Source organism: Variovorax sp. 54 (assembly GCF_002754375.1).
Taxonomy (GTDB): Bacteria; Pseudomonadota; Gammaproteobacteria; order Burkholderiales; family Burkholderiaceae_C; genus Variovorax.
This window is the reverse complement of record NZ_PEFF01000001.1, coordinates 1,232,002-1,250,038: the sequence shown is the minus strand read 5'-3', so window position 1 is coordinate 1,250,038 and position 18,037 is coordinate 1,232,002. Positions and strand designations below refer to the sequence as shown.

Annotated in this window: 18 protein-coding genes; 9 read left to right on the top strand and 9 right to left on the bottom strand. The window is 68.5% G+C overall.

Translation table 11 applies throughout. The features are described 5' to 3' along the window. Positions 1 to 65: 65 nt before the first annotated feature. The 3 genes from CLU95_RS05530 to CLU95_RS05520 form a co-directional block, all read right to left on the bottom strand. Positions 66 to 1,397, bottom strand: coding sequence for a sulfatase family protein (locus CLU95_RS05530; protein ID WP_099791167.1), 1,332 nt, complete (start codon positions 1,395 to 1,397; stop codon positions 66 to 68). 19 nt (positions 1,398 to 1,416) lie between these two features. Next, positions 1,417 to 2,361 carry a Bug family tripartite tricarboxylate transporter substrate binding protein gene (locus CLU95_RS05525; protein WP_099797130.1) on the bottom strand — a complete coding sequence of 315 codons (945 nt, stop codon included), beginning with the start codon at positions 2,359 to 2,361 and terminating at the stop codon, positions 1,417 to 1,419. 113 nt (positions 2,362 to 2,474) lie between these two features. Further along, positions 2,475 to 3,491 carry a Bug family tripartite tricarboxylate transporter substrate binding protein gene (locus CLU95_RS05520; protein ID WP_099791165.1) on the bottom strand — a complete coding sequence of 339 codons (1,017 nt, stop codon included), beginning with the start codon at positions 3,489 to 3,491 and terminating at the stop codon, positions 2,475 to 2,477. 163 nt (positions 3,492 to 3,654) lie between these two features. On the opposite strand from CLU95_RS05520, the gene CLU95_RS05515 reads away from it, so the two are divergent. Continuing rightward, positions 3,655 to 4,260, top strand: a complete 606-nt coding sequence (locus CLU95_RS05515) for a MarR family winged helix-turn-helix transcriptional regulator (protein ID WP_180288552.1) — start codon at positions 3,655 to 3,657, stop codon at positions 4,258 to 4,260. Here CLU95_RS05515 and CLU95_RS05510 read toward each other — a convergent pair. Continuing rightward, on the bottom strand, positions 4,232 to 5,245 hold the full coding sequence (locus CLU95_RS05510; RefSeq protein ID WP_099791163.1) for a tripartite tricarboxylate transporter substrate binding protein: 1,014 nt from the start codon (positions 5,243 to 5,245) through the stop codon (positions 4,232 to 4,234). The genes CLU95_RS05515 and CLU95_RS05510 overlap by 29 nt on opposite strands. Before the next feature lie 137 nt (positions 5,246 to 5,382). Between CLU95_RS05510 and pcaQ the strand changes: the two genes are divergently transcribed. From pcaQ to CLU95_RS05485, 5 genes are all read left to right on the top strand, one after another. Further along, on the top strand, positions 5,383 to 6,312 hold the full coding sequence (pcaQ, locus tag CLU95_RS05505) for a pca operon transcription factor PcaQ (protein WP_099791161.1): 930 nt from the start codon (positions 5,383 to 5,385) through the stop codon (positions 6,310 to 6,312). Between the two features lie 82 nt (positions 6,313 to 6,394). After that, a complete protein-coding gene (locus tag CLU95_RS05500; RefSeq protein WP_099791159.1) occupies positions 6,395 to 7,006 on the top strand; it encodes a TetR/AcrR family transcriptional regulator in 612 nt (203 codons plus the stop codon). Beyond that, the gene (locus CLU95_RS05495) at positions 7,003 to 8,232 is read left to right on the top strand and encodes a DUF418 domain-containing protein (RefSeq protein ID WP_099791157.1); all 1,230 of its coding nucleotides are present in this window, start codon (positions 7,003 to 7,005) and stop codon (positions 8,230 to 8,232) included. The genes CLU95_RS05500 and CLU95_RS05495 overlap by 4 nt, the downstream gene beginning before the upstream one ends. Continuing rightward, positions 8,229 to 8,891, top strand: a complete 663-nt coding sequence (locus CLU95_RS05490; RefSeq protein ID WP_180288551.1) for a suppressor of fused domain protein — start codon at positions 8,229 to 8,231, stop codon at positions 8,889 to 8,891. The genes CLU95_RS05495 and CLU95_RS05490 overlap by 4 nt, the downstream gene beginning before the upstream one ends. Before the next feature lie 80 nt (positions 8,892 to 8,971). Beyond that, positions 8,972 to 9,289, top strand: coding sequence for a TfoX/Sxy family protein (locus CLU95_RS05485; protein ID WP_099797128.1), 318 nt, complete (start codon positions 8,972 to 8,974; stop codon positions 9,287 to 9,289). A gap of 8 nt (positions 9,290 to 9,297) precedes the next feature. On the opposite strand, the gene CLU95_RS05480 is transcribed toward CLU95_RS05485, so the two are convergent. Then, complete coding sequence (locus CLU95_RS05480) at positions 9,298 to 9,921, bottom strand: LysE family translocator (protein WP_099791153.1); 624 nt, start codon at positions 9,919 to 9,921, stop codon at positions 9,298 to 9,300. 107 nt (positions 9,922 to 10,028) lie between these two features. Between CLU95_RS05480 and CLU95_RS05475 the strand changes: the two genes are divergently transcribed. Together CLU95_RS05475 and CLU95_RS05470 are read left to right on the top strand one after the other, a co-directional pair. Next, positions 10,029 to 10,535 (top strand): Lrp/AsnC family transcriptional regulator, encoded by a 507-nt coding sequence (locus tag CLU95_RS05475; RefSeq protein ID WP_099791151.1) that lies wholly within the window; start codon positions 10,029 to 10,031, stop codon positions 10,533 to 10,535. Positions 10,536 to 10,701: 166 nt separating this feature from the next. Continuing rightward, positions 10,702 to 11,415, top strand: coding sequence for a carbonic anhydrase family protein (locus tag CLU95_RS05470; RefSeq protein WP_099791149.1), 714 nt, complete (start codon positions 10,702 to 10,704; stop codon positions 11,413 to 11,415). Between the two features lie 154 nt (positions 11,416 to 11,569). Here the strand turns inward: CLU95_RS05470 and CLU95_RS05465 are convergent, their stop codons facing one another. Then, complete coding sequence (locus CLU95_RS05465; RefSeq protein WP_099791147.1) at positions 11,570 to 12,826, bottom strand: porin; 1,257 nt, start codon at positions 12,824 to 12,826, stop codon at positions 11,570 to 11,572. Positions 12,827 to 13,211: 385 nt separating this feature from the next. Between CLU95_RS05465 and CLU95_RS05460 the strand changes: the two genes are divergently transcribed. Continuing rightward, positions 13,212 to 13,598, top strand: coding sequence for a DUF4148 domain-containing protein (locus CLU95_RS05460; protein WP_099791145.1), 387 nt, complete (start codon positions 13,212 to 13,214; stop codon positions 13,596 to 13,598). A 23-nt stretch (positions 13,599 to 13,621) separates the two neighbouring features. Here the strand turns inward: CLU95_RS05460 and CLU95_RS05455 are convergent, their stop codons facing one another. The 3 genes from CLU95_RS05455 to CLU95_RS05445 are packed head-to-tail and all read right to left on the bottom strand — an operon-like array spanning position 13,622 to position 17,999. Then, positions 13,622 to 14,707 (bottom strand): mechanosensitive ion channel family protein, encoded by a 1,086-nt coding sequence (locus CLU95_RS05455; RefSeq protein ID WP_099791143.1) that lies wholly within the window; start codon positions 14,705 to 14,707, stop codon positions 13,622 to 13,624. Next, positions 14,707 to 16,947 carry an FUSC family protein gene (locus tag CLU95_RS05450; RefSeq protein ID WP_099791141.1) on the bottom strand — a complete coding sequence of 747 codons (2,241 nt, stop codon included), beginning with the start codon at positions 16,945 to 16,947 and terminating at the stop codon, positions 14,707 to 14,709. Before CLU95_RS05450 ends, CLU95_RS05455 begins: the two co-directional genes overlap by 1 nt. After that, positions 16,947 to 17,999: an inositol monophosphatase family protein gene (locus tag CLU95_RS05445; protein ID WP_099791139.1), complete on the bottom strand. Its 1,053-nt coding sequence runs from the start codon at positions 17,997 to 17,999 to the stop codon at positions 16,947 to 16,949. Before CLU95_RS05445 ends, CLU95_RS05450 begins: the two co-directional genes overlap by 1 nt. Between the last annotated feature and the right edge of the window lie 38 nt (positions 18,000 to 18,037).

Sequence of the window (18,037 nt, the reverse complement as noted above, 5' to 3'; positions counted from 1 at the left end):
CGGCCACACCAAGAGTATTCCGAGGTGCTACGGCGCGCACCCGATAGATTTCCTGCACTCGCGCTTCACCTCTGCGGCATGTCCTTAACCGAATACCCAAGGCTCACAGTCGCATCCTCCGGAATCCCCGGCATCGTCGCGTTCCAAGCCTGCCACTGCGCCCGCATCGCCTCCAGCCGCTGCGGCTCCTTCTTCCCCAGGTTCGCACGCTCGCGCTCATCGGCCGGAATGTTGAACAGGTACTCGTTGCCGTCGACCTTCAGGTACTTCCAGTCGCCGTCGCGCATCGCTTCCTGGCCGCGGTGGTTCATGCGCCAGTGCAGGGGGCGGCGGAAGCTTTGGGTGGCGTCTTTCAGCACGGGCATGAGCGACACGCCATCGAGCGGGTACGCGGCGTCGCCCTTCACGCCGGCGGCGTCGAGCATGGTGGCCGACCAGTCCATGGTCATGCACAGCTGGGTGCTCTCGCTGCCCTTGGCGATCACCTTCGGCCAGTGCGCAATCCATGGCACGCGGATGCCGCCTTCGGTCAAGTCCATCTTGCCGCCGACCAGCGGCCAGTTGTCCGAGAAACGCTCGCCGCCGTTGTCGCTGGTGAACACGACGAGCGTGTTGTCGGCCATGCCGTGCTTTTCGAGCGCGGCCATGATCCAGCCGATGCCTTCGTCCATGTGATGGATCATGCGGCGGTACACATGAATGTTGCCGCCCGACAGGTCGAACAGGTTGTCCTTCACGAGCGGCGCCTTGTCGGCGTCGTCGCGGGTTTCCCACGGCCAGTGGGGGGCGGTGTAGTGCAGGCTCAGGAAGAAGGGCGCCTCTTGCGTGGCCATGCGCTCGACGTAGTCGACGGCGCGCTTGGACAGCACGTCGGTCAGGTAGCCCTCGTCGTCCTTGTGCTCTTCTTCGCCGTACCAGAGGTCGTGGCGGCCGGCCGAGTCGCAGTGGGTGAAGTAGTCGACACCGCCCGACATGGGGCCGAAGAACTCTTCATACCCCGAGCGCAGCGGGCCGAAGCTGGGCGGGTAGCCCAGGTGCCACTTGCCGATGAGCGCGGTCTTGTAGCCGCTGTCTTTCAGCAGCGACGGCAGGGTGGGGTGCTCGGTGGGCAGGCCCAGCGTGGTGCTGCCGCGGCTCTTGCTGTTGATGGGCTCTTCGGCCGCGCCGCGCAGGCGGTACTGGTACCGCGCGGTGATCATCGCGAAGCGCGTGGGTGAGCACACGGGTGAGTTCGCGTAGCCCTGCGTGAGCTTCAAGCCGTTGGCGGCCAGGCCGTCGAGCACGGGCGACACGCGGCCGAACGGCGCCTCGCGGCCGCCGTAGCAGCCGAGGTCGGCATAGCCGAGGTCGTCGGCCACGATGAAGATGATGTTGGGGCGGGTGCTGCGTGTCGTCATATGTCGGAAGGTCTTTCGATCAGGGCTGATAACCGGACTTCTGGACCACGGGGGCCCACTGCGCCTTGTAGGCCTTGAGCATCGCGGCGGTCTGCGCCTGAGTGCTCACCACCGGCGTCATGCCGGCGTCCTTGAACTTGCGTTGGGTGTCGGGGTCTTGCATCACGGCGTGGATGGTGGTGGCCAGGCGTTCGACCTTGTCCTTGGGCATGGTGGCCGGCGCGAAGAAGGTGTTCCAGCCGGTGGCGGCGAGGTCGAGGCCGGCTTCCTTGAAGGTCGGAATATTCGGTGCAAAGGGCGAGCGCTTTTCGCCCGACAGCGCCAGGATGCGCAGCTTGCCGGCGGTGTGCTGCGGCAGCACGACGTCTTCGGTGTCGACGGCAATGGGCACCTGGCCGCCGATCAAATCATTCAGCAGCGGGGCGGAGCCGCGGTAGCCCACCACCTGGGTCTGCACCTTGGCCTTCTCGCCCACCATGAGGCCGAAGAAGTGCGGCAGGCTGCCGGTGGCGGGCACGCCCACGTTGGCCTGTTGCGGGTTGGCGCGCATCCATGCGAGCAAGTGGTTCAGTTCGCGCACGGGCAGGGTGGGCGACACGGCGAGCGCAAAGTCGTAGGCGTTGACGTGCGACACGGGCACGAAGTCGCGCTCGGGCTCGTAGCCGTTGTCCTTGAAGACGAGCGGCGCCACGATCATCACGGCGGGGTTGGCGAGCATCAACACGTTCTGGCCGGCGGGCGTGGCCTTGACCTGTTGCGCGGCCAAACGGCCGCCCGCGCCGGGCTTGTTCTCGACGATGACGGGCACGCCGAGCTTGGCCGTGAGCTTGTCGCCCACGATGCGCGCCACGCGGTCGGTGGCACCGCCGGGCGCGTAGCCGACGACGATGCGCAGCGGGCTGTCGAGCGCGGCCTGTGCGCGTGCGAGCGTGGGGGCGGCGATGGCCGCCACGAGGCCGGCCATGGCCAGCAAGGCGGCGAGGCGACGGCGCGTGGGGGTGAAAGAGGAAGCGAAAGCGGAAGAAGCGGAGAGGGTGCGCGGGATCATGAAGGGTGTCCTGGTTGTCTATCGGTCGGTCAGTCGTTGGCCTGGAAGTTCACGGCCTTCATGATGCCGGCCCAGCGGGCGATGTCTTCGCGCATGGTCTTCACGAGCGCCTCGGGGCCGTCGGCCACGGGGTACATGCCGTTCTGCAGCAGCAGCTGGCGCACGTCGCGCGAGTTCACGGCGCGGATGATTTCGCCGCGCAGTTTCTCGGCGGTGGCGGGCGGCGTTTTCAGCGGCGCGTAGTAGGCGAACCATGCGGTGGCCACCACGTCCTTGTAGCCGCTCTCGACGAAGCTGGGCAGCTGCGGCATGAGCGGCGAGCGCTTGTCGCCGCTGGTGGCGAGCACTTTCACGCGGCCGGTGGGCAGCATCTGCTGCGCGCCGCCGATGGTGTCGAAGTACACGGGCACGGTGCCGCCCATGACGTCCTGGCGCGCGGGCGTGGAGCCGCGGTAGGGCACGTGGACCATCTTCAGGCCGGCCGCGCGGTTGAGCATTTCGCCCAGAAAGTGCGAGGGCGTGCCGGCGCCGTACGAGCCAAAGCTGACCTTGTCGCCCTGCGCCTTGGCCCAGGTGATGAACTCGGCCAGCGTGTTGGCGGGCACGTCCTTGTGCACGGTGAGCGCCAGCTCGAAGCGCGCGGCGTTCACCAGCGGCACGAAGTCTTTGATGGGGTCGTACGACAGGTTGCGGTAGGCGCTGGGGAACATGGTCATCATGCTCGCGGTGCCCAGCAGCAGGGTGTGGCCGTCGGGCGCCGCGGTCTTCACGGCCTCCACGGCAATGCGGCCGGCCGCGCCCGAGCGGTTGTCGATGATGAGCGGGCCGAGCGAATCGCGCACCTGGTGGGCAATGGCGCGGGTCAGCACGTCCTGCGTGCCGCCGGCGGGCACACCGATGAGCACCTTGATCGGCTGGCCGGGGGTGAAGGCTGCCGGCTGCTGTGCCATGGCAAACGGCGCGAAAGACGCGAGGGGTGCAAGGGCCAGCCCGCCAAGGGTGGTCAGGGTGCGGCGGCGGGTCGGGTCGGGAAGCGGCTGGGGCATCGTCAATGTCTCCGGGTCTCGTTCGGCGTACTGCAGTGGTCGGTGCGTGGCCGGGGCGGGTGGCCGCGGCTGCGGACGATTCTGGAGACGCTACAGTCGATTGATCAAATCAACCATCGCCCGGACTTACCCGGACTTACCCGGCCTTTCGAGACCCCGCCCCATGACTGCTGAAGACGCCGCCACCCCGCCGCGCCGCCCGCTGGACGACCTGCTGCTGTACCGGCTGTCGCGCCTGCTCGCGGTGGCGGGCAGCATGGTGATCCGGCTGTGCGAGGGCCGCTTCGGCATCACGCGGCGCGAGTGGCGGCTGATCGCGGTGTTGGCCAGCCGGGGCGAGCTGGGCTCGTCGCAACTGGCCGAGGCTGCCCAGCTCGACCGGGCGCGCACCTCGAAGGCGGTGGGCTCGCTGGTGGCCAAGCGGCTGGTGTCGCGCACGGCGCTGGCGGGCGACCGGCGGCAGGTGCGGCTGGGCCTCACGGCGACGGGGCAGGCGCTGTACGACGAGCTGTTTCCGCTGGTGACGCGCATCAACGCCGAGCTGATGGGCACGCTCGACGCAGACGATGCCGCGCGCTTCGACGACGCGCTGCTCCGGCTGCAGGCGCACGCCGAAACCATGGTCGCGCAGGCGGTGCTGCCCAAGGCCGACCGGGGGCGCCACGCGGCGGCGGCTGCGGCAGCTGCAGCAGGCAACGGCAAGAAGAACAGCACGACGCGCACCGGCAAGGCCGAGGCCGTCAGTCCACCTTCATCCCGGTCGCCTTGACGATGCGGCCGTAGCGCGCCTGCGCCGTGGCCAGGCGGGTGGCGGCGGCCGCATCGGTTTCGGCGAGCGGCACCATGTCGAGCGAGGCCAGGCGGCTCTTGAGTTCGGGCAGGGCCATCGCCTTGTGCAGCGCCTGGCGCAGGGTCTGCATCACGGGCTCGGGCGTGGCGGTCGGCACCATGGCGAGGTAGAGCACTTCAAACTCGAGGTCTTTCAGGCCCAGCTCGCCCACGGTGGGCACCTCGGGCAGCAGCGGTGCGCGCTGGCGGCCGGTCACTGCCAACGCCCGCAGCTTGCCGGCCTGGATGTGCGGCAGCACGCCGGGCGTGGCGACGATGCCGGCCTGTACCTCGTTGCCCAGCATGGCCATCACGGCCGGGGCGTTGCCCTTGTAGGGCACGTGCACGATCTTCGCGCCGGTCGCGCCCGCAAAAATCTCGGCGGCAATGTGGCCCGGGCTGCCGTTGCCGGCCGAGCTGAAGGTGGCAGGCTCGGCCTTGGCCTGGGTGATGAAGTCGGGCAGCGTCTTCGCCTTCACCGAGGCGGCGGTGGTGAAGCTCAGGCCCGACGAGCTGAAGATCATCAGCGGCTTGAGGTCTTTGGCCGCGAAGGGCATCGACGCGTACAGGTGCGGGTTGATGGTGAAGGTGCTGTCGATGCCCAGCAGCACGGTGTAGCCGTCGGCCGGGCTCTTGGCCACAGCGTCGGCGCCGATGTTGCCGCCCGCGCCGGGGCGGTTGTCGACCACGAAGGGCTGCTTCAGGTCTTTCTGCAGCGCGTCGGCCAGCGCGCGCCCGAGGATGTCGATGGGGCCGCCGGCCGGGAAGTTGACGAGGAACTTCACGGGCTTGGCGGGGTAGGTCGCCTGGGCGTGTGCGGCCGGTGCGGCGAGGCCGAGGGCCAGTGCGGCGCAGGCGGCGGCGAGCGTGAGGCGGCGGCGCGCGCCGAAGGATGAGGAAGGCTTCGAGGAAAAAATCGTGGTCATGGGCTGCTTTGTCTGTCTCCGTATCCACGGCACTCTAGAAGGGTGCGCGGCGCGGCACAACTGAACTCTCTTCTGCCAGCTATTCCCTCTGGTTATATTTGAAAGCATGTCGCCCCACGGGCTTCGAGGAGAACCGCATGTCAGCCATGAACTTTGAGCGCCTGAAGATGCGCCACCTGCAATGCCTCGTCATGGTGGCGCAAGAGCGCAACCTGGTGCGCGCGGCCGAGGCGCTGTCGCTCACGCAGCCGGCGGTGTCGAAGACGGTGGCCGAGCTCGAAGAGATCGTCGGGCGCCAGCTGCTGCTGCGTCGCCGCCGCGGCGTGGAGCTCACGCCCGCGGCCGAGGTGCTGGTGCGCCACGCCGTGTCGGCGCTGCGCGGCCTGCGCGAAGGCCTGGGCCTGGCGATGGACCAGCCCGAGGCCGACCAGCTGCGCGTGGTGGTCGGCGCCTTGCCAAACATGGCGGCGCACCTGCTGCCCGAGGCGGTCGCGCGGCTGCACGCGGCGCACCCGGCGATGCGCGTGCGCGTGGTGAGCGGCACCAACGCGCAGCTGATGACGCAACTGCGCCAGGGCGAAATCGACCTCGTGCTGGGCCGGCTGGCGCAGGCCTCGGCCATGGCCGACCTGGCTTTCGAGCAGCTCTACAGCGAGGTGCTGCTGCTGGTGGTGCGCCCCGGCCATCCGCTGGCCTCGCAGCGCAAGCCCACGCTCGACGCGCTGGCCGCTTATCCGCTGGTGCTGCCGGTGTCGGGCACGCTGATCCGGCACACGGCCGACGCCTTCCTCATCGCGCAGGGGCTGGCGCTGCCGACCCGGCTGGTGGAGGCCACCGACACCAGCTTTGCAGTGGGCCTGCTGCAACGCTCCGACGCGGTGTGGTTTGCGCCGCAGGGCGCGGTGGAAGGCTTCGTGGCGCGCGGCGAGTTGAAGCGCGTGGCCATCGACACGGCGAGCACCGAAGGCCCGGTGGGCGTGACCGTGCGGCGCGGCGGCGAGACGGGCGAGGGCGCGCGGCTGCTGCTGGACACCATCCGGGGCATTGCGGCCATGCGCGCTTCCTGAAGGGTTTCTTCAGGGTCTCTTCAGAATAGATCGAGCGCTCGGTCTAATAATTCGTGCATGACTGAACTCCGCGAGAACCACCGTGCGCAAAGTTGACCCCGAACGCCAGCAGGCCAAGCGCCGCCAGATCCTGGAAGCCGCCGCCGACTGCTTTGCCCGCAGCGGCTTCCACGTCACCACCACCGCGCAGATTTGCGCCGCCGCGGGCATGAGCCCCGGCAACCTCTTTCACTACTTCGCGAGCAAGAACGCGATCATTGAAGCCATCGCCGAAGAAGAGCGGCGCGACACGGCCGCGTACTTCGCCGCGATCGACGACGACCCGGCCGACCCGCTGGAGGTGGTGCTGTCCTTTCTCGACGTGGTGATGGTTTTTGCCTCCGACCGCAGCTACTCGCGCCTGGCGCTGGAGGTGGCTGCCGAGACCCTGCGCAATCCCGTGGTCTGTGCCAGCGTGGCCGCGGGCGATGCCGACATGCGCGACGGCCTCGCCGCCCTGCTGCGCAAGGCCGCGGCACGCGGGCAGATCGACCCCGAGCTCGACCCCGTGCAATCGGCCAACTGGATCGCCGCACTGATCGACGGCGTGTTCTCGCGCCTGGCGCTCGACACGGGCTTCGACCCGGCGCGCGAGGCACCGATGCTGCGGCGCGTGGCGGGCCGCTTTCTCGCGAAACCGGGGCGGGGCATATGAACCACCCCCCGGTTGCAGCCGAGCGCCAGTCGCTCGTCGATGCGTTGCGCGGCTTCGCGTTGCTGGGCATCCTGGTCGTGAACATCGCGGCCTTTGCCTCGCCGTACTACGGCCAGCCGATGCCCGACCCGATGATGCGTTCGGGGCTGGACCGCGTGGCGGCCTTTGCCGTCGCCTTCCTGTTCGAGACCAAGTTCTACCTGCTGTTCTCGTTCCTGTTCGGCTACAGCTTCACGCTGCAGATGCAGTCGGCGCAACGCAGCGGCAAGCCCTTCGTGCCGCGCCTGGCGCGCCGGCTGGTGGCGCTGTGGTGCATCGGCGCGCTGCATGCGGTGCTGCTGTTCCACGGCGACATCCTCACGACCTACGCGGTGCTCGGCGCTGTGCTGCTGGCGCTGCGCCACCAGAGCGACGCCGTGCTGGCGCGCTGGGCGCTGCGGCTGGTGCTGGCGACCGCGCTGGTGTGGGGCGCCATCGGCGTGCTCGCGATGCTGGGCGGCCCGGCGACCGAAGAGGTGTTGCGCATCGCAAAGGCCGACGCAGCCTCGGCGCTCGCGGCCTACCGCGGCACGGCGGCGACGGTCATCCGCCAGCATCTGCGCGAGCTGTCGCAGGTGTGGATCGTGCTCGGGCTGGTCCAGGCACCGATGGCGTTGGCGATGTTCTTCGCGGGCGTCATCGAAGGCCGCCGCAACCTGTTCGCGCGGGCCGACCGCTACCGCCCGCTGTTCAAGCGCCTGCTGGTGCCCGGGCTGGTGCTGGGGCTGCCGGGCGCGGCGGTGTATGCGTGGACGGCGTCGGTCGTGCCGGGCTCGCGCTGGGACGTGCTTGGCCTGGCGGTCGGCGTCTTCACCTCGCCGCTGCTCACGGCGACGTATGTGGGCGCGATGATGTTGCTGTTCCAGTCGCGCTGGGGCGGCTGGCTGGCGGGCGCGCTCGCACCGGCGGGGCGCATGGCGCTGTCGAACTACCTGCTGCAGTCGGCGGTGTGCGCGTGGCTCTTTCTGGCGTACGGGCTGCGGCTCATCGGCGAGTTCGGCCCGTTCGTGAGCCTGATGGTTGCCTTCGGCATCTTCGGCGCGCAGATGCTGATCAGCCGCTGGTGGCTGGCACGCTTTGCGTATGGCCCGGTGGAGTGGGTGCTTCGCGCCTTCACGAATCTCGAATGGCCGGCGCTGCGCCGAACGACGAGAATGCCGTCGATTCACGAAGGGGGAAGTCGATGAGTTCCATGGAAGACGTGTGGGCCTACCGCGAAGAGACGCTCTACCCGCGCCTGTTCGGCCCCGAGCGCACCGGCATCTACGTGCTGGACTTCGACGAGTTCAAGGCGCTGGGCGCCGAAGACGTCGATCCGCGCTGGCTGCACCTGGGCGTGTTCGAGTTCGCACCCACGCCCGTGCGCAACACCTGGCTGTACGTGACCTCGGGCGCCTCCACGCCCTGGGAAACCGAGCCGGCCGACTACGACCCCGAAGGCTATTCGTGGATCGGCTCCGAGCTGGTCATCGAGGTGCCGTCGCAGCCGCAGGACCAGTGGGCGATCAAGCTGCTGCGCCGCCTGCTTGCCTACAACGTGCTGCTCGCGCATTCGCACTTCGGTGAAGACAAGCAACCCTTCGACTACGGCGACCGCATTCCCGTCGGCGAGGCGATCCGCGAGAAGGGCACCGTGGCCCTGCGCCATGTGGTGCTGATGGAGCCCAAGCACTACCCCGCGACGGCGCAGCTCGACTCGGGCCGCTTCGACTTCCTGCACCTGGTCGGCATCAACGACTCCGAGCGCGACTGGGCCAAGGCCCACAGCTCCGAGGCGCTGCTGCGTTTGCTCGAAGTGCATGGCGGTGCGCCCGTGACCGACGCGCGACGCAAGGCGGTCGTTTGAGCCGCGCGAAAGGTGCGACCGCCGGGGGGGCGGAGCGATCGCACGCACGCGCGCTCGAAGTGGCCGAGTCGCTGGGCGCGATGGGCCCCATCGAGGTCAAGCGCTTCTTCGGCGGCTTCGGCCTCGTGCAGGCCGGCGTGCAGTTCGCCTTCGTGATGAAGGGCACGCTGTACCTGCGCGTGGACGACGCCACCCGGCCCGAGTTCGAGCGCCTGGGTGCGCTGCCGTTCTCTTACGCGACCAGCGCCTCGACCGTGAAGGTCGCGAGCTACTACGAGGCGCCGGTCGATGCGCTCGAAGACCCGCACGCCTTGCGCGACTGGGCGACGAAGGCGCTGGCGAGTGCGCTGGGTGCGCGCAAGCCCGTGCGCCGCAAACCGGCGGCAAAAGCCGGGTAGCTAACTCGTCAGCGCGACAGCAACGTCGACAACTGAAACACCGCAAAGCCCAGCAGCAGTGCGCCCGACAACCGGTTGATCGACTGCAGCACGCGCGCGCCGAGCTTGTGCCGCACCATCGACACGATGCTCGACAGCCCCAGCCACCACAGCGCCGAGCCGAGGAACACCCCCAGCACCATCGTGAGCGCCGCACCGCTGCCGCTGCCCACGTGCCCGCTGCCGAGCGAGGCGAACACGGCGACGAACGACAGGATCGTCATCGGGTTGGCCAGCGTGAGCACGAACACCGACAGCAGCGCCTTCACCGGCGTGGCCGCGTCTTCCGCAGCCCGGGCCTGCGTGGCGGCCGGTGCGCGCAGCAACTGCACGCCCATCCACGCGAGAAACGCCGCGCCGCCGAGCGCCAGCGGCACGCGCGCCGCGACCATCGTCGACACCACGGCCGACACGCCGAATGCACCGATGGCGCCGTAGCAGGCATCGGCCAACGCAGCGCCGAGGCCGCTGAGAAAGCCGATGGTCCGGCCGTGCGCGAGCGTGCGCTGGATGCACAGCAGGCCGATGGGGCCGACCGGTGCGGCAATCGAGAGCCCGATGACGAGGGCCTTGAGAAAGAGAGGGAAGTCCATGCCGACGATTGTTCGGCGCCGCCCGCGTGACGAGAATGGCGAAATTCAGGCGCACGGCATGCCTTGCCTGAAATCGGAAGCGAAATTCTCAATCGGGCCTTAGATCCATGGAAATCGACGCCAAGAACTGGCAGATCCTCGACGCGCTCCAGCAGGACGCACGCACCTCGCTCACGGCGCTCGCGCGGCAGGTGGCGCTGTCGGTGCCCTCGACCTCGGAGCGCGTGAAGCGCCTCGAAGAAGCCGGCGTCATCGAGGGCTACCGCGCCGTGGTGCCGCCACGCAAGGCGGGCTACACCGTCACTGCGCTCGTCGGCATCACGACCGCGCAGCCCGACAAGGCCCGGCTGCTGAAGCTGCTCGACGGCCGGCGCGAAGTGCTCGAGTGTTTTCACGTCACGGGGCAGGACTCGTACGTGCTGAAGGTGGTCGCGCGCGACATCGAGCACCTTGAGTCGTTCGTGAGCAGCATCAACCACCTGGGCGAGACGCGCACGTCGATCGTGATGTCGGTGCCGATCGCGGCGCGCGCGGTGGCAGCGCCGGCGGGTGTGAGCGGGGCCCGTGCCCCACGGCGCACACCGAAGGCACGCGGCCCGTTGAACAACGAATGACAACAGCTGCGAACGTGTGTGACCGGCACGCGCTCGAAACTGGTGGCTTTCGCGAGCAGTTGACAATTTTTACCGGTTGACGGGCTGACTGCGGGATATGGTGCAAGCGCCCGCCGCAAGGCGGGCGCTCGGGATGAAAAACCAACTCCAACTCTGAACCATCATCATGTCTCTTGTTCTTCGCTCCCTGCTGGCCGCCGCATCGCTCGCGGCCTTCACCGTTCACGCACAGCCCCTCGACTACGACCACCAGGAAAGCTGGAAGGCCGTGCACGACAGTGCGCAATCGCCCATCGACATCGCCCCGCAGCAAGCCAAAGCCGGCGATGCGAGCGAGCAGCAAGGCCTTCGGCTGAGCCGCACGCGCGCCAAGCTCGAAGTGGTCGACAACGGCCACGCCGTGGAGGTGGAAGCCAGCGGACCGGAGGCCATGATCCGCGGTCGGCACTTCAAGCTCGCGCAGTTCCACTTCCATGCCGAAAGCGAGCACACCGTGGACGGCGCGCACTTTCCGCTCGAAGGCCACTTCGTGCTGCGCGCCGCCGATGGCCGCCTGGCCGTGATCGCCGTGATGTACCGTGAAGGCGCTGCCAATCCGCTGGCCGGCAAGCTGCTCGCGGCGCTCGGCAAGGAGCACCATGGCGAGGTGCCGATGACCGACATTGCGGCGCTGCTGCCCGCGCGCATGGGCTACTTTCACTACCTGGGTTCGCTGACCACGCCGCCGCTGACGGAGAACGTCGAGTGGTACGTGCTGCAGGCGCCGGTAACCTTGTCGTCGGCCCAGATCGCCGGGTTTCGCGAGCACTACGGCCACAACAACCGCACGCTGCAGGCGCTCAACGGGCGCCCGCTGATCCGATACCCGGCAGCGCACTGAGTCACACCCGCAGGGCACGCCCCCAAAAAAGAGGTCCGCGCAAGCGCGGACCGAATTGCCCACCTTGCGGGCTCCTGGAGAAACGGAACATCCGGGGCGCAGCAGGCCGCCCGCGGTCATTCACTCACTTGCTTGCGCGTGACAGCTTTCGTGATCAGAACGAGTGACGCAGCCCGATGTCGTAGCCCGTCGAGGTCTTGGGCACGAAGCCCCCGGTGTTCACGAAGGCCGGGCCGCCGACCGTGAGCGCAGCGCCGTTCTTGTTGCTGATGCGCGCGACGGTGGCGTACAGGGCGGTGCGCTTCGACAGGTTGTGGATGTAGCCGATGGCCAGCTTGCTGGCCTTGGGGTCGGCGACCGACGGCGTGAACGGCAGGTTGACGGCGTTGAGGTCGTACTTGACCTGCGAATACGAGGCGCGGATCAGGCCCGGGCCGACCGGCGCGGTCACGCCGATCAGGTAGCCCGTGAGGTCGACGTCCGGCACCCCGCCGGCCAGCGGCGTGACGGCGTAATCGCGCGTTTTCTTGATTCGCGACAATTCGCCGAACAGCTTGACCACGCCGAAATCGTAGGAGCTGCCGAGATTGAAGGTTTTGACGTTCTCGGTGGTGCCTGCATAAAAATTATCGGCAGCCGTGCTGTTGCCATAAGACACGGCCACGTCGAACGGGCCATTGGCATAGCCGACGCGCCCGCCGAGATAGCGCCCCGCGCGCGATGCAGCTGAATTGCCCGAATTGAGCGCGCCCGCCGAATTGACGCCGGGCGGCGTTGCGGTGCCAGGGTCGTATTTAGTGTTTTCATGCAGCGCGTACATGAATTGGCCGTAAAAGCCGCCCAGATTCTTCGGCAGGAAATAACCGATCGAATTGCTGGCGCGGTTGTAATTGAGGTCGCCGCCGAAGCCGCCCGAGCCGCCAGCGGCGTTCGTGTTGGCGGCGGTGTAGATCAGGCTGCGGCCCACGCCGACGATGCCGAAGGGGTCGAACACGATGTCGTTCCAGGCCGTCGGCACGTAGTCGCGACCCAGGCGCAGCTCACCGAAACCACCCGACAGGCTGACCGTGGAGCGGCGCTGGAAGGTGGTGATGCCGGTCTTGCCGTCGTCGGGGCTGATCGGCGCCTCGAGCCAGAAGCTGGCCGCGAGCCCACCGCCCAGGTCCTCGGTGCCGCGAAACCCCAGCCGGCTCGTGGAATAGCCGCCCGAGCTCAGCGCGGTCTGGCTCGCGGTGCGCGTGCCCTGGTTCACGTAGAACGGGTTGAACAGCGTGGCGCCGTTCATGTCCTGCGATTTGGACGAGTAATTGCTGATGCCCGTGTCCACCACGCCGAACAGCGTGACGGAAGACTGTGCATTGGCGAATCCGACACCGAACAGTGCGGCCGCCGTGAGAAATTGTCTTTTCATTGTTGCCCTCGAGTTGAATAGAAAATTCATCGCTCCCACGCACGGCGTGGCAGCCCTGTTTTGGCGCGCAGAAATATCTTCAATTGATTCCTGCCACCTTCCGCATGGTTCATGCGTCTGGGCAAATGATATCGGTCGATTGCGACAGGAAAAGATCGAAATCGCCTTTTTCAATTACATTTTCCGTGCAGCCGGGTTACGAAATGGAAAGCTCCGGCTGCCCTTTGCAGGGAATTGATGAATTGGTTTTTATCCTGTCGTTTTTGTAATTGAACCGTTCGCGCAGCGACGGTCCGAATTCCTAGCGTGTCGGCATGGCGATCCAGAAAAACCGCCATCGCCGAAGCGGGTGGTCCTCTTCGGCGTTCAACGAAGGAGATGACACATGACGAACAGGAAGATGGCCTTTGCGCTGGCGACGATGGCCGCCGCAGCGCTCCCGTTGGTGGCGGGTGCACAAACCAGCCAGCAGCACGTCGAGGGGCCCGCGCATTTCGCGGCGAACGAAGCCGGCATCAAGGAGCACCCTGAAAACGCCGGGCCCGGCAAGACGGATGCTGAAGTGGTGGCCGAACTGCGCGCCGCGCAGCAAAGCCCCGAGTGGGCCGGCGTGCTGCGCTGGGGTGCACCGATCCCCGTGAAGGCGACGCAACCCCGCACGCGTGCGGAGGTCGTTGCGGAGCTGGAGCGCGCGCAGTCGCAGCCGGGCTGGGAACGCGCAACGCGACTGGGCGCGCCGGTGGTGCTGCCGGCGGTGGCGCCTGCGCGGTAGGGGAGCGAGGGCGCGGCGGGGCTTCAGCCCGCCGTCGCGCCCTGCATCGCCCCCGGCTGCCCCATCGCCGGGTCGATGCTTTCCGTACGCACCTTCGGCAGGAACTGCGGGTACTCGCGCTGCATGAAGTCGATGACGCTTTCGCGCACGTGGCAGCGCAGGTCGAAGGCCAGGCCGGAGGTGGCTGCGGTGCAGAGCACGCGGACCTGCATGGTGCGTTCGGTGGCGTCGGTCACGCGCAGGTTGAAGAAGCGGCCGTCCCACTCGGGCGCGGCCTTCACGATGCGCTCCACCTCGGCGCGCAGCGGCGCCAGCGGCATGCCGTAGTCGAAGAAGAAGAAGACAGAGCCGAGCAGTTCGGCCGAGTGGCGCGTCCAGTTCTGGAACGGCTTCTCGATGAAGTAGGTGAGCGGCAGGATCAGGCGCCGGTCGTCCCAGATGCGCACGACCACGAAGGTGCCGGTGATTTCCTCGACCCGGCCCCATTCGCCTTCGACCACGAGCACGTCGTCGATGCGAATCGGCTGCGACAACGCGATCTGCAGGCCCGCGATGAGGTTGCTGAAGACGGGCTTGGCCGCCAGGCCGGCCACGATGCCGATCACGCCGGCCGAGGCCAGCAGGCTGGCGCCGACCTGGCGCGCGCCGGGGAAGGTCATGAGCATCATGGCGCCGCCGGCCACCACGACGACCGACATGGCGGTGCGCGCGAGCACGCGGGTCTGCGTGAGCACGCGGCGGGCCTGCAGGTTGTCGGAGATGTCGGACGGGTGCTGCGCGAGCACGCCGTCGGCAAAGCCGCTGATGGCCTTGAGCACGAACCAGGTGCTGGCCGCGATGAGCAGCAGCCCCGTGAGATGCCGCACGCTGCCCAGATAGCGCAGGTCGTCCGGCGCCGCCTGCCACACCATCATGAGCGCCGCCAGCGGCAGCACCAGCCGCGCGGGGGCGGTGCAGTTGAGCACCATCGCATGCACGGCGGGCGCCGGGCGGGTGATCCGCCTGAGGACCATGCCGCCGATGCGGTGGGCGAGAAGGGCGAGGGGAACGGCGATCAGGGCGGCAATCCAGGTGCCGAACCAGGGGTGTGCAAGGAGCTCTTGGGTCATCAGGCGGGGGTGGTCTTTGCTTCTGTGTTGTTGTCGTTCAGTGGTTGAAGAATGCGCGCTGCGTCGTCGCGCAGCTGCGTGGCGAGCGCCGTGGCCAGGTCGAGCCGGCGCACCAGCCAGGGGCTGATGTCGTTGTCGAACGGGTCAGGCAAGGGGATGGGGCCGCCGACGGTGGTGGCACCCGTGCTCTCGGGGTGAGAGGGCCCCGCGATCGGAATGGTTCCCAGGGCGGCCTCGATGCGTTGCGCGGTGCGCACCAGCGGGCCTTCGATGTCGCCCGGCGTGAGGCGGTCGCGGCGCAGCACGAGCATCGACTTCACGGCGCTGAGCTGCGCGAGCAGCTGGTAGCTGTGGGCCTGCAGATGCTCGAGCGGTTCGAGCGGCGGTTGCACGGCGCGCGGCTCGGAGAGAGAACGCTGCGTGGCCTGCACCAGCGCCGAGAGGCTGTCGTAGGCCTCGCGGCGCGCGAGCCGCCATTCGAGTTCGGGGCTGCTCTCGACGGCCTGCAGCTGGCCCAGGCCGAGCGCGAGCCGCGCGTGGCGCGCCTGCGCGGTGAGCACGCGCGCCACCAGCGCGGGAATCTGCGTGCGCTCCCACGAGGGCAGCACGTAGCAGAAGCCCCAGGCCAGCGCGGCGCCGATGAGCGTGTCGGCGATGCGCTCGAACAGCGCAAAGATGGGCGCGGTGCCGGTGTTCAGCATGTGGGCCTGCAGCAGGCCCAGCACGGTGGCGGCCACGGCGGTGACGAGGTAGCGCCGCACCGCGAAGCTGTGGGCAATGGCCTGCGCGATGGTCATGGTCACGAGCAGCATGAGCGCCGAGAGGTGCGCCGACAACAGGCCTACCGCGAGCACGCAGCCCAGCAGCGTGCCGGCGACGCGGCTGTTGCGCCGCTCCAGCGTCTGCGAGAGGCTGCCGCGCAGCACCACCACGATGGTCAGCAGGATCCAGTAGTCATGCGACCCCCAGGGCATCGACACGGCGATGCCGTAGCCGGCCGCGATGGCCAGCGCCGCGCGAATCGCGTGGCGCAGCGGCGGTGCGTCCCAGCGCCACAGCGCGAGGAAGGGGCGCAGCGACCAGTCGGTCGGGCTCACGAAGAGCTGCCAGTTGGCGCGCACCACGGCCAGGTTGGGTTCGGCGTCGCCGCGCGCCATGGCCGCGAGGCGCAACACCTCGTCGTTGATGTGGCCGATGCGGCTGGCCAGCCCGCGCGCGAGCATGGCGGCCGAGGGCCCCATGTGGCCGTGCGTGTCTTCGTCGTCCGCCGTCACGTGGATGGCGGCCAGGCGCGGCCGGCGGTCGGCCACGGCGGCGGGGTGGCGGCGCATGAGCAACGCATCGGCGAGGTTGCTGGTTTCGTCGGCCAGCTCTTCGAGGATGCTGCGCATCTCGACCAGCGCCTGCGCGTGCGACGGATGGGCGCGCAGGGCGTCGAGGTCGAGTTCGCTGGCGAGCAATTGGTCGCGCATCTCGAGCACGATCACGAGCATGCCGGCCATCCGCTGGCGGCGCGGCGTGCGCGGCGATTCGAGCACGATGTCGCGCGTGGCCTGCAGCTGGTCGGCCAGCGCGGCCTGCTCACGCAGCAGCTGGCCCAGCAGCGAGGCGGAGGTGTCGCGGATGTCGCGGGTTTCGTCCTGCGGCGTGAACTGGCTGGCCTCGGTGCGCATGAGCGCGGCCAGCGAAAACAGCACGTCGGCGATCGACTGGGTGCGAAAGCGCCCGTTGAGCAGCAGGTTGGCCAGCGTGGCCCACACCACGTACAGGCCCGCGCCCAGGCCGAACTCGGTGGTGCGCGCGATGGCGTCGGACAGCCCGGCGGGGGCTGGCGTGGCCATGGAGAAGATCATCGAGAACATCACCGCGATGGCGATGGGAATGCCGCGCTTGCCCCAGGCCATGGCCACGAAGGCCATGAAGGTGGCGGGCACCAGCAGCAGCCCGAGGCGGATCGGTGCGCCGTGCAGCATCTGCACCGCGAAGAACAGCGGCAGGCCGATGAGCGGCGCCGGCAGCATCTGCAAAAACTTGCCGCGGCGCGGGCCGGGCAGGTCGGGCGGCGCCGTGACGATCACGCCGGTGGCGGCGGCCGAGGCGGCCAGGGTGCCCAGCCACAGGTGCACCCCGCCCGAGATCACGAGCAGGCCGAGCGCGACGGTGAGCCCGCTCGCGACGTAGTGGCTCAGCGCAATGCGCAGCGCCGCACGAACCCGCGCGGCGGCGCTCGGCCCCGTCATCACTTGGCGGAGGCGTCGCCCTCGGCGGGCGCCTCGCGCTTGATGCGGGTGAGCTTGCGCGGGGCGGCCGGCGCGGCGGGTGCAGCCGCAGGGGCCTCAGTGCTGCCGTCGAGCGAGGCGGCCGTCTGGTCGGTCACGGTGCTGCGGGCGTACAGGTCGGTCGAGGCCTCGTCGGGCGTCGAGCGGGTCGAGGCCGACACGGCGCGCACGCGGTCGCTGGCGCGCAGCTTGTCGTCCACGTTGGCGAACTTGGAGTACTTGGCGAGCAGCGGCACCAGCTGGCCGTACACGCGCGGGGCGCCGGCCAGGCATTCGCGCTGGTCGAGGAAGTCGGGCTCGCCCGTGAAGTTACCGATGAGGCCACCGGCCTCGGTCACCAGCAGCGAGCCGGCGGCCACGTCCCAGGGGTTCAGGCCGGTTTCGAAGAAGCCGTCGGTGAAGCCGGCGGCCACGTAGGCCAGGTCGAGCGCGGCAGCGCCGGGGCGGCGCAGGCCGGCCATGCGGGGCATCATGTCCGACATGATGGCCAGGTACTGCTTGAAGTTGTCGCCGGTGCGGAACGGGAAGCCGGTGGAAATGAGGCACTCGCTGAGCTTCACGCGCTTGGACACGCGGATGCGGCGCTCGTTCATGTAGGCGCCGCGGCCCTTGGTGGCCGTGAACAGGTCGTTGCGCGACGGGTCGAAGACCACCGCCTGCTCGATCTTGCCGCGCACCGACAGCGCGATCGACACGCAGTAGACCGGGAAGCCGTGGATGAAATTGGTGGTGCCGTCGAGCGGATCGATGATCCAGACGAATTCGGAGTCTTTGGCACCGTATTCGGTGCCCGATTCTTCGGCCAGGATGCCGTGCCCCGGGTACGCGCCCAGCAAGGTCTCGATGATGACCTTCTCGCTGGCGTGATCGACTTCGGTAACGAAGTCGTTGACCTGCTTCTGGGAGATGCGCACGGCCTCGACGTCGAGGGCAGCGCGATTGATGATGGCGCCGGCGGCGCGTGCGGCCTTGACGGCCACATTGAGCATGGGATGCAGGTTGGGGGACGACATTCTGGATTGTGAGAAGAACGGTGAGAGGGGGTCCCGAG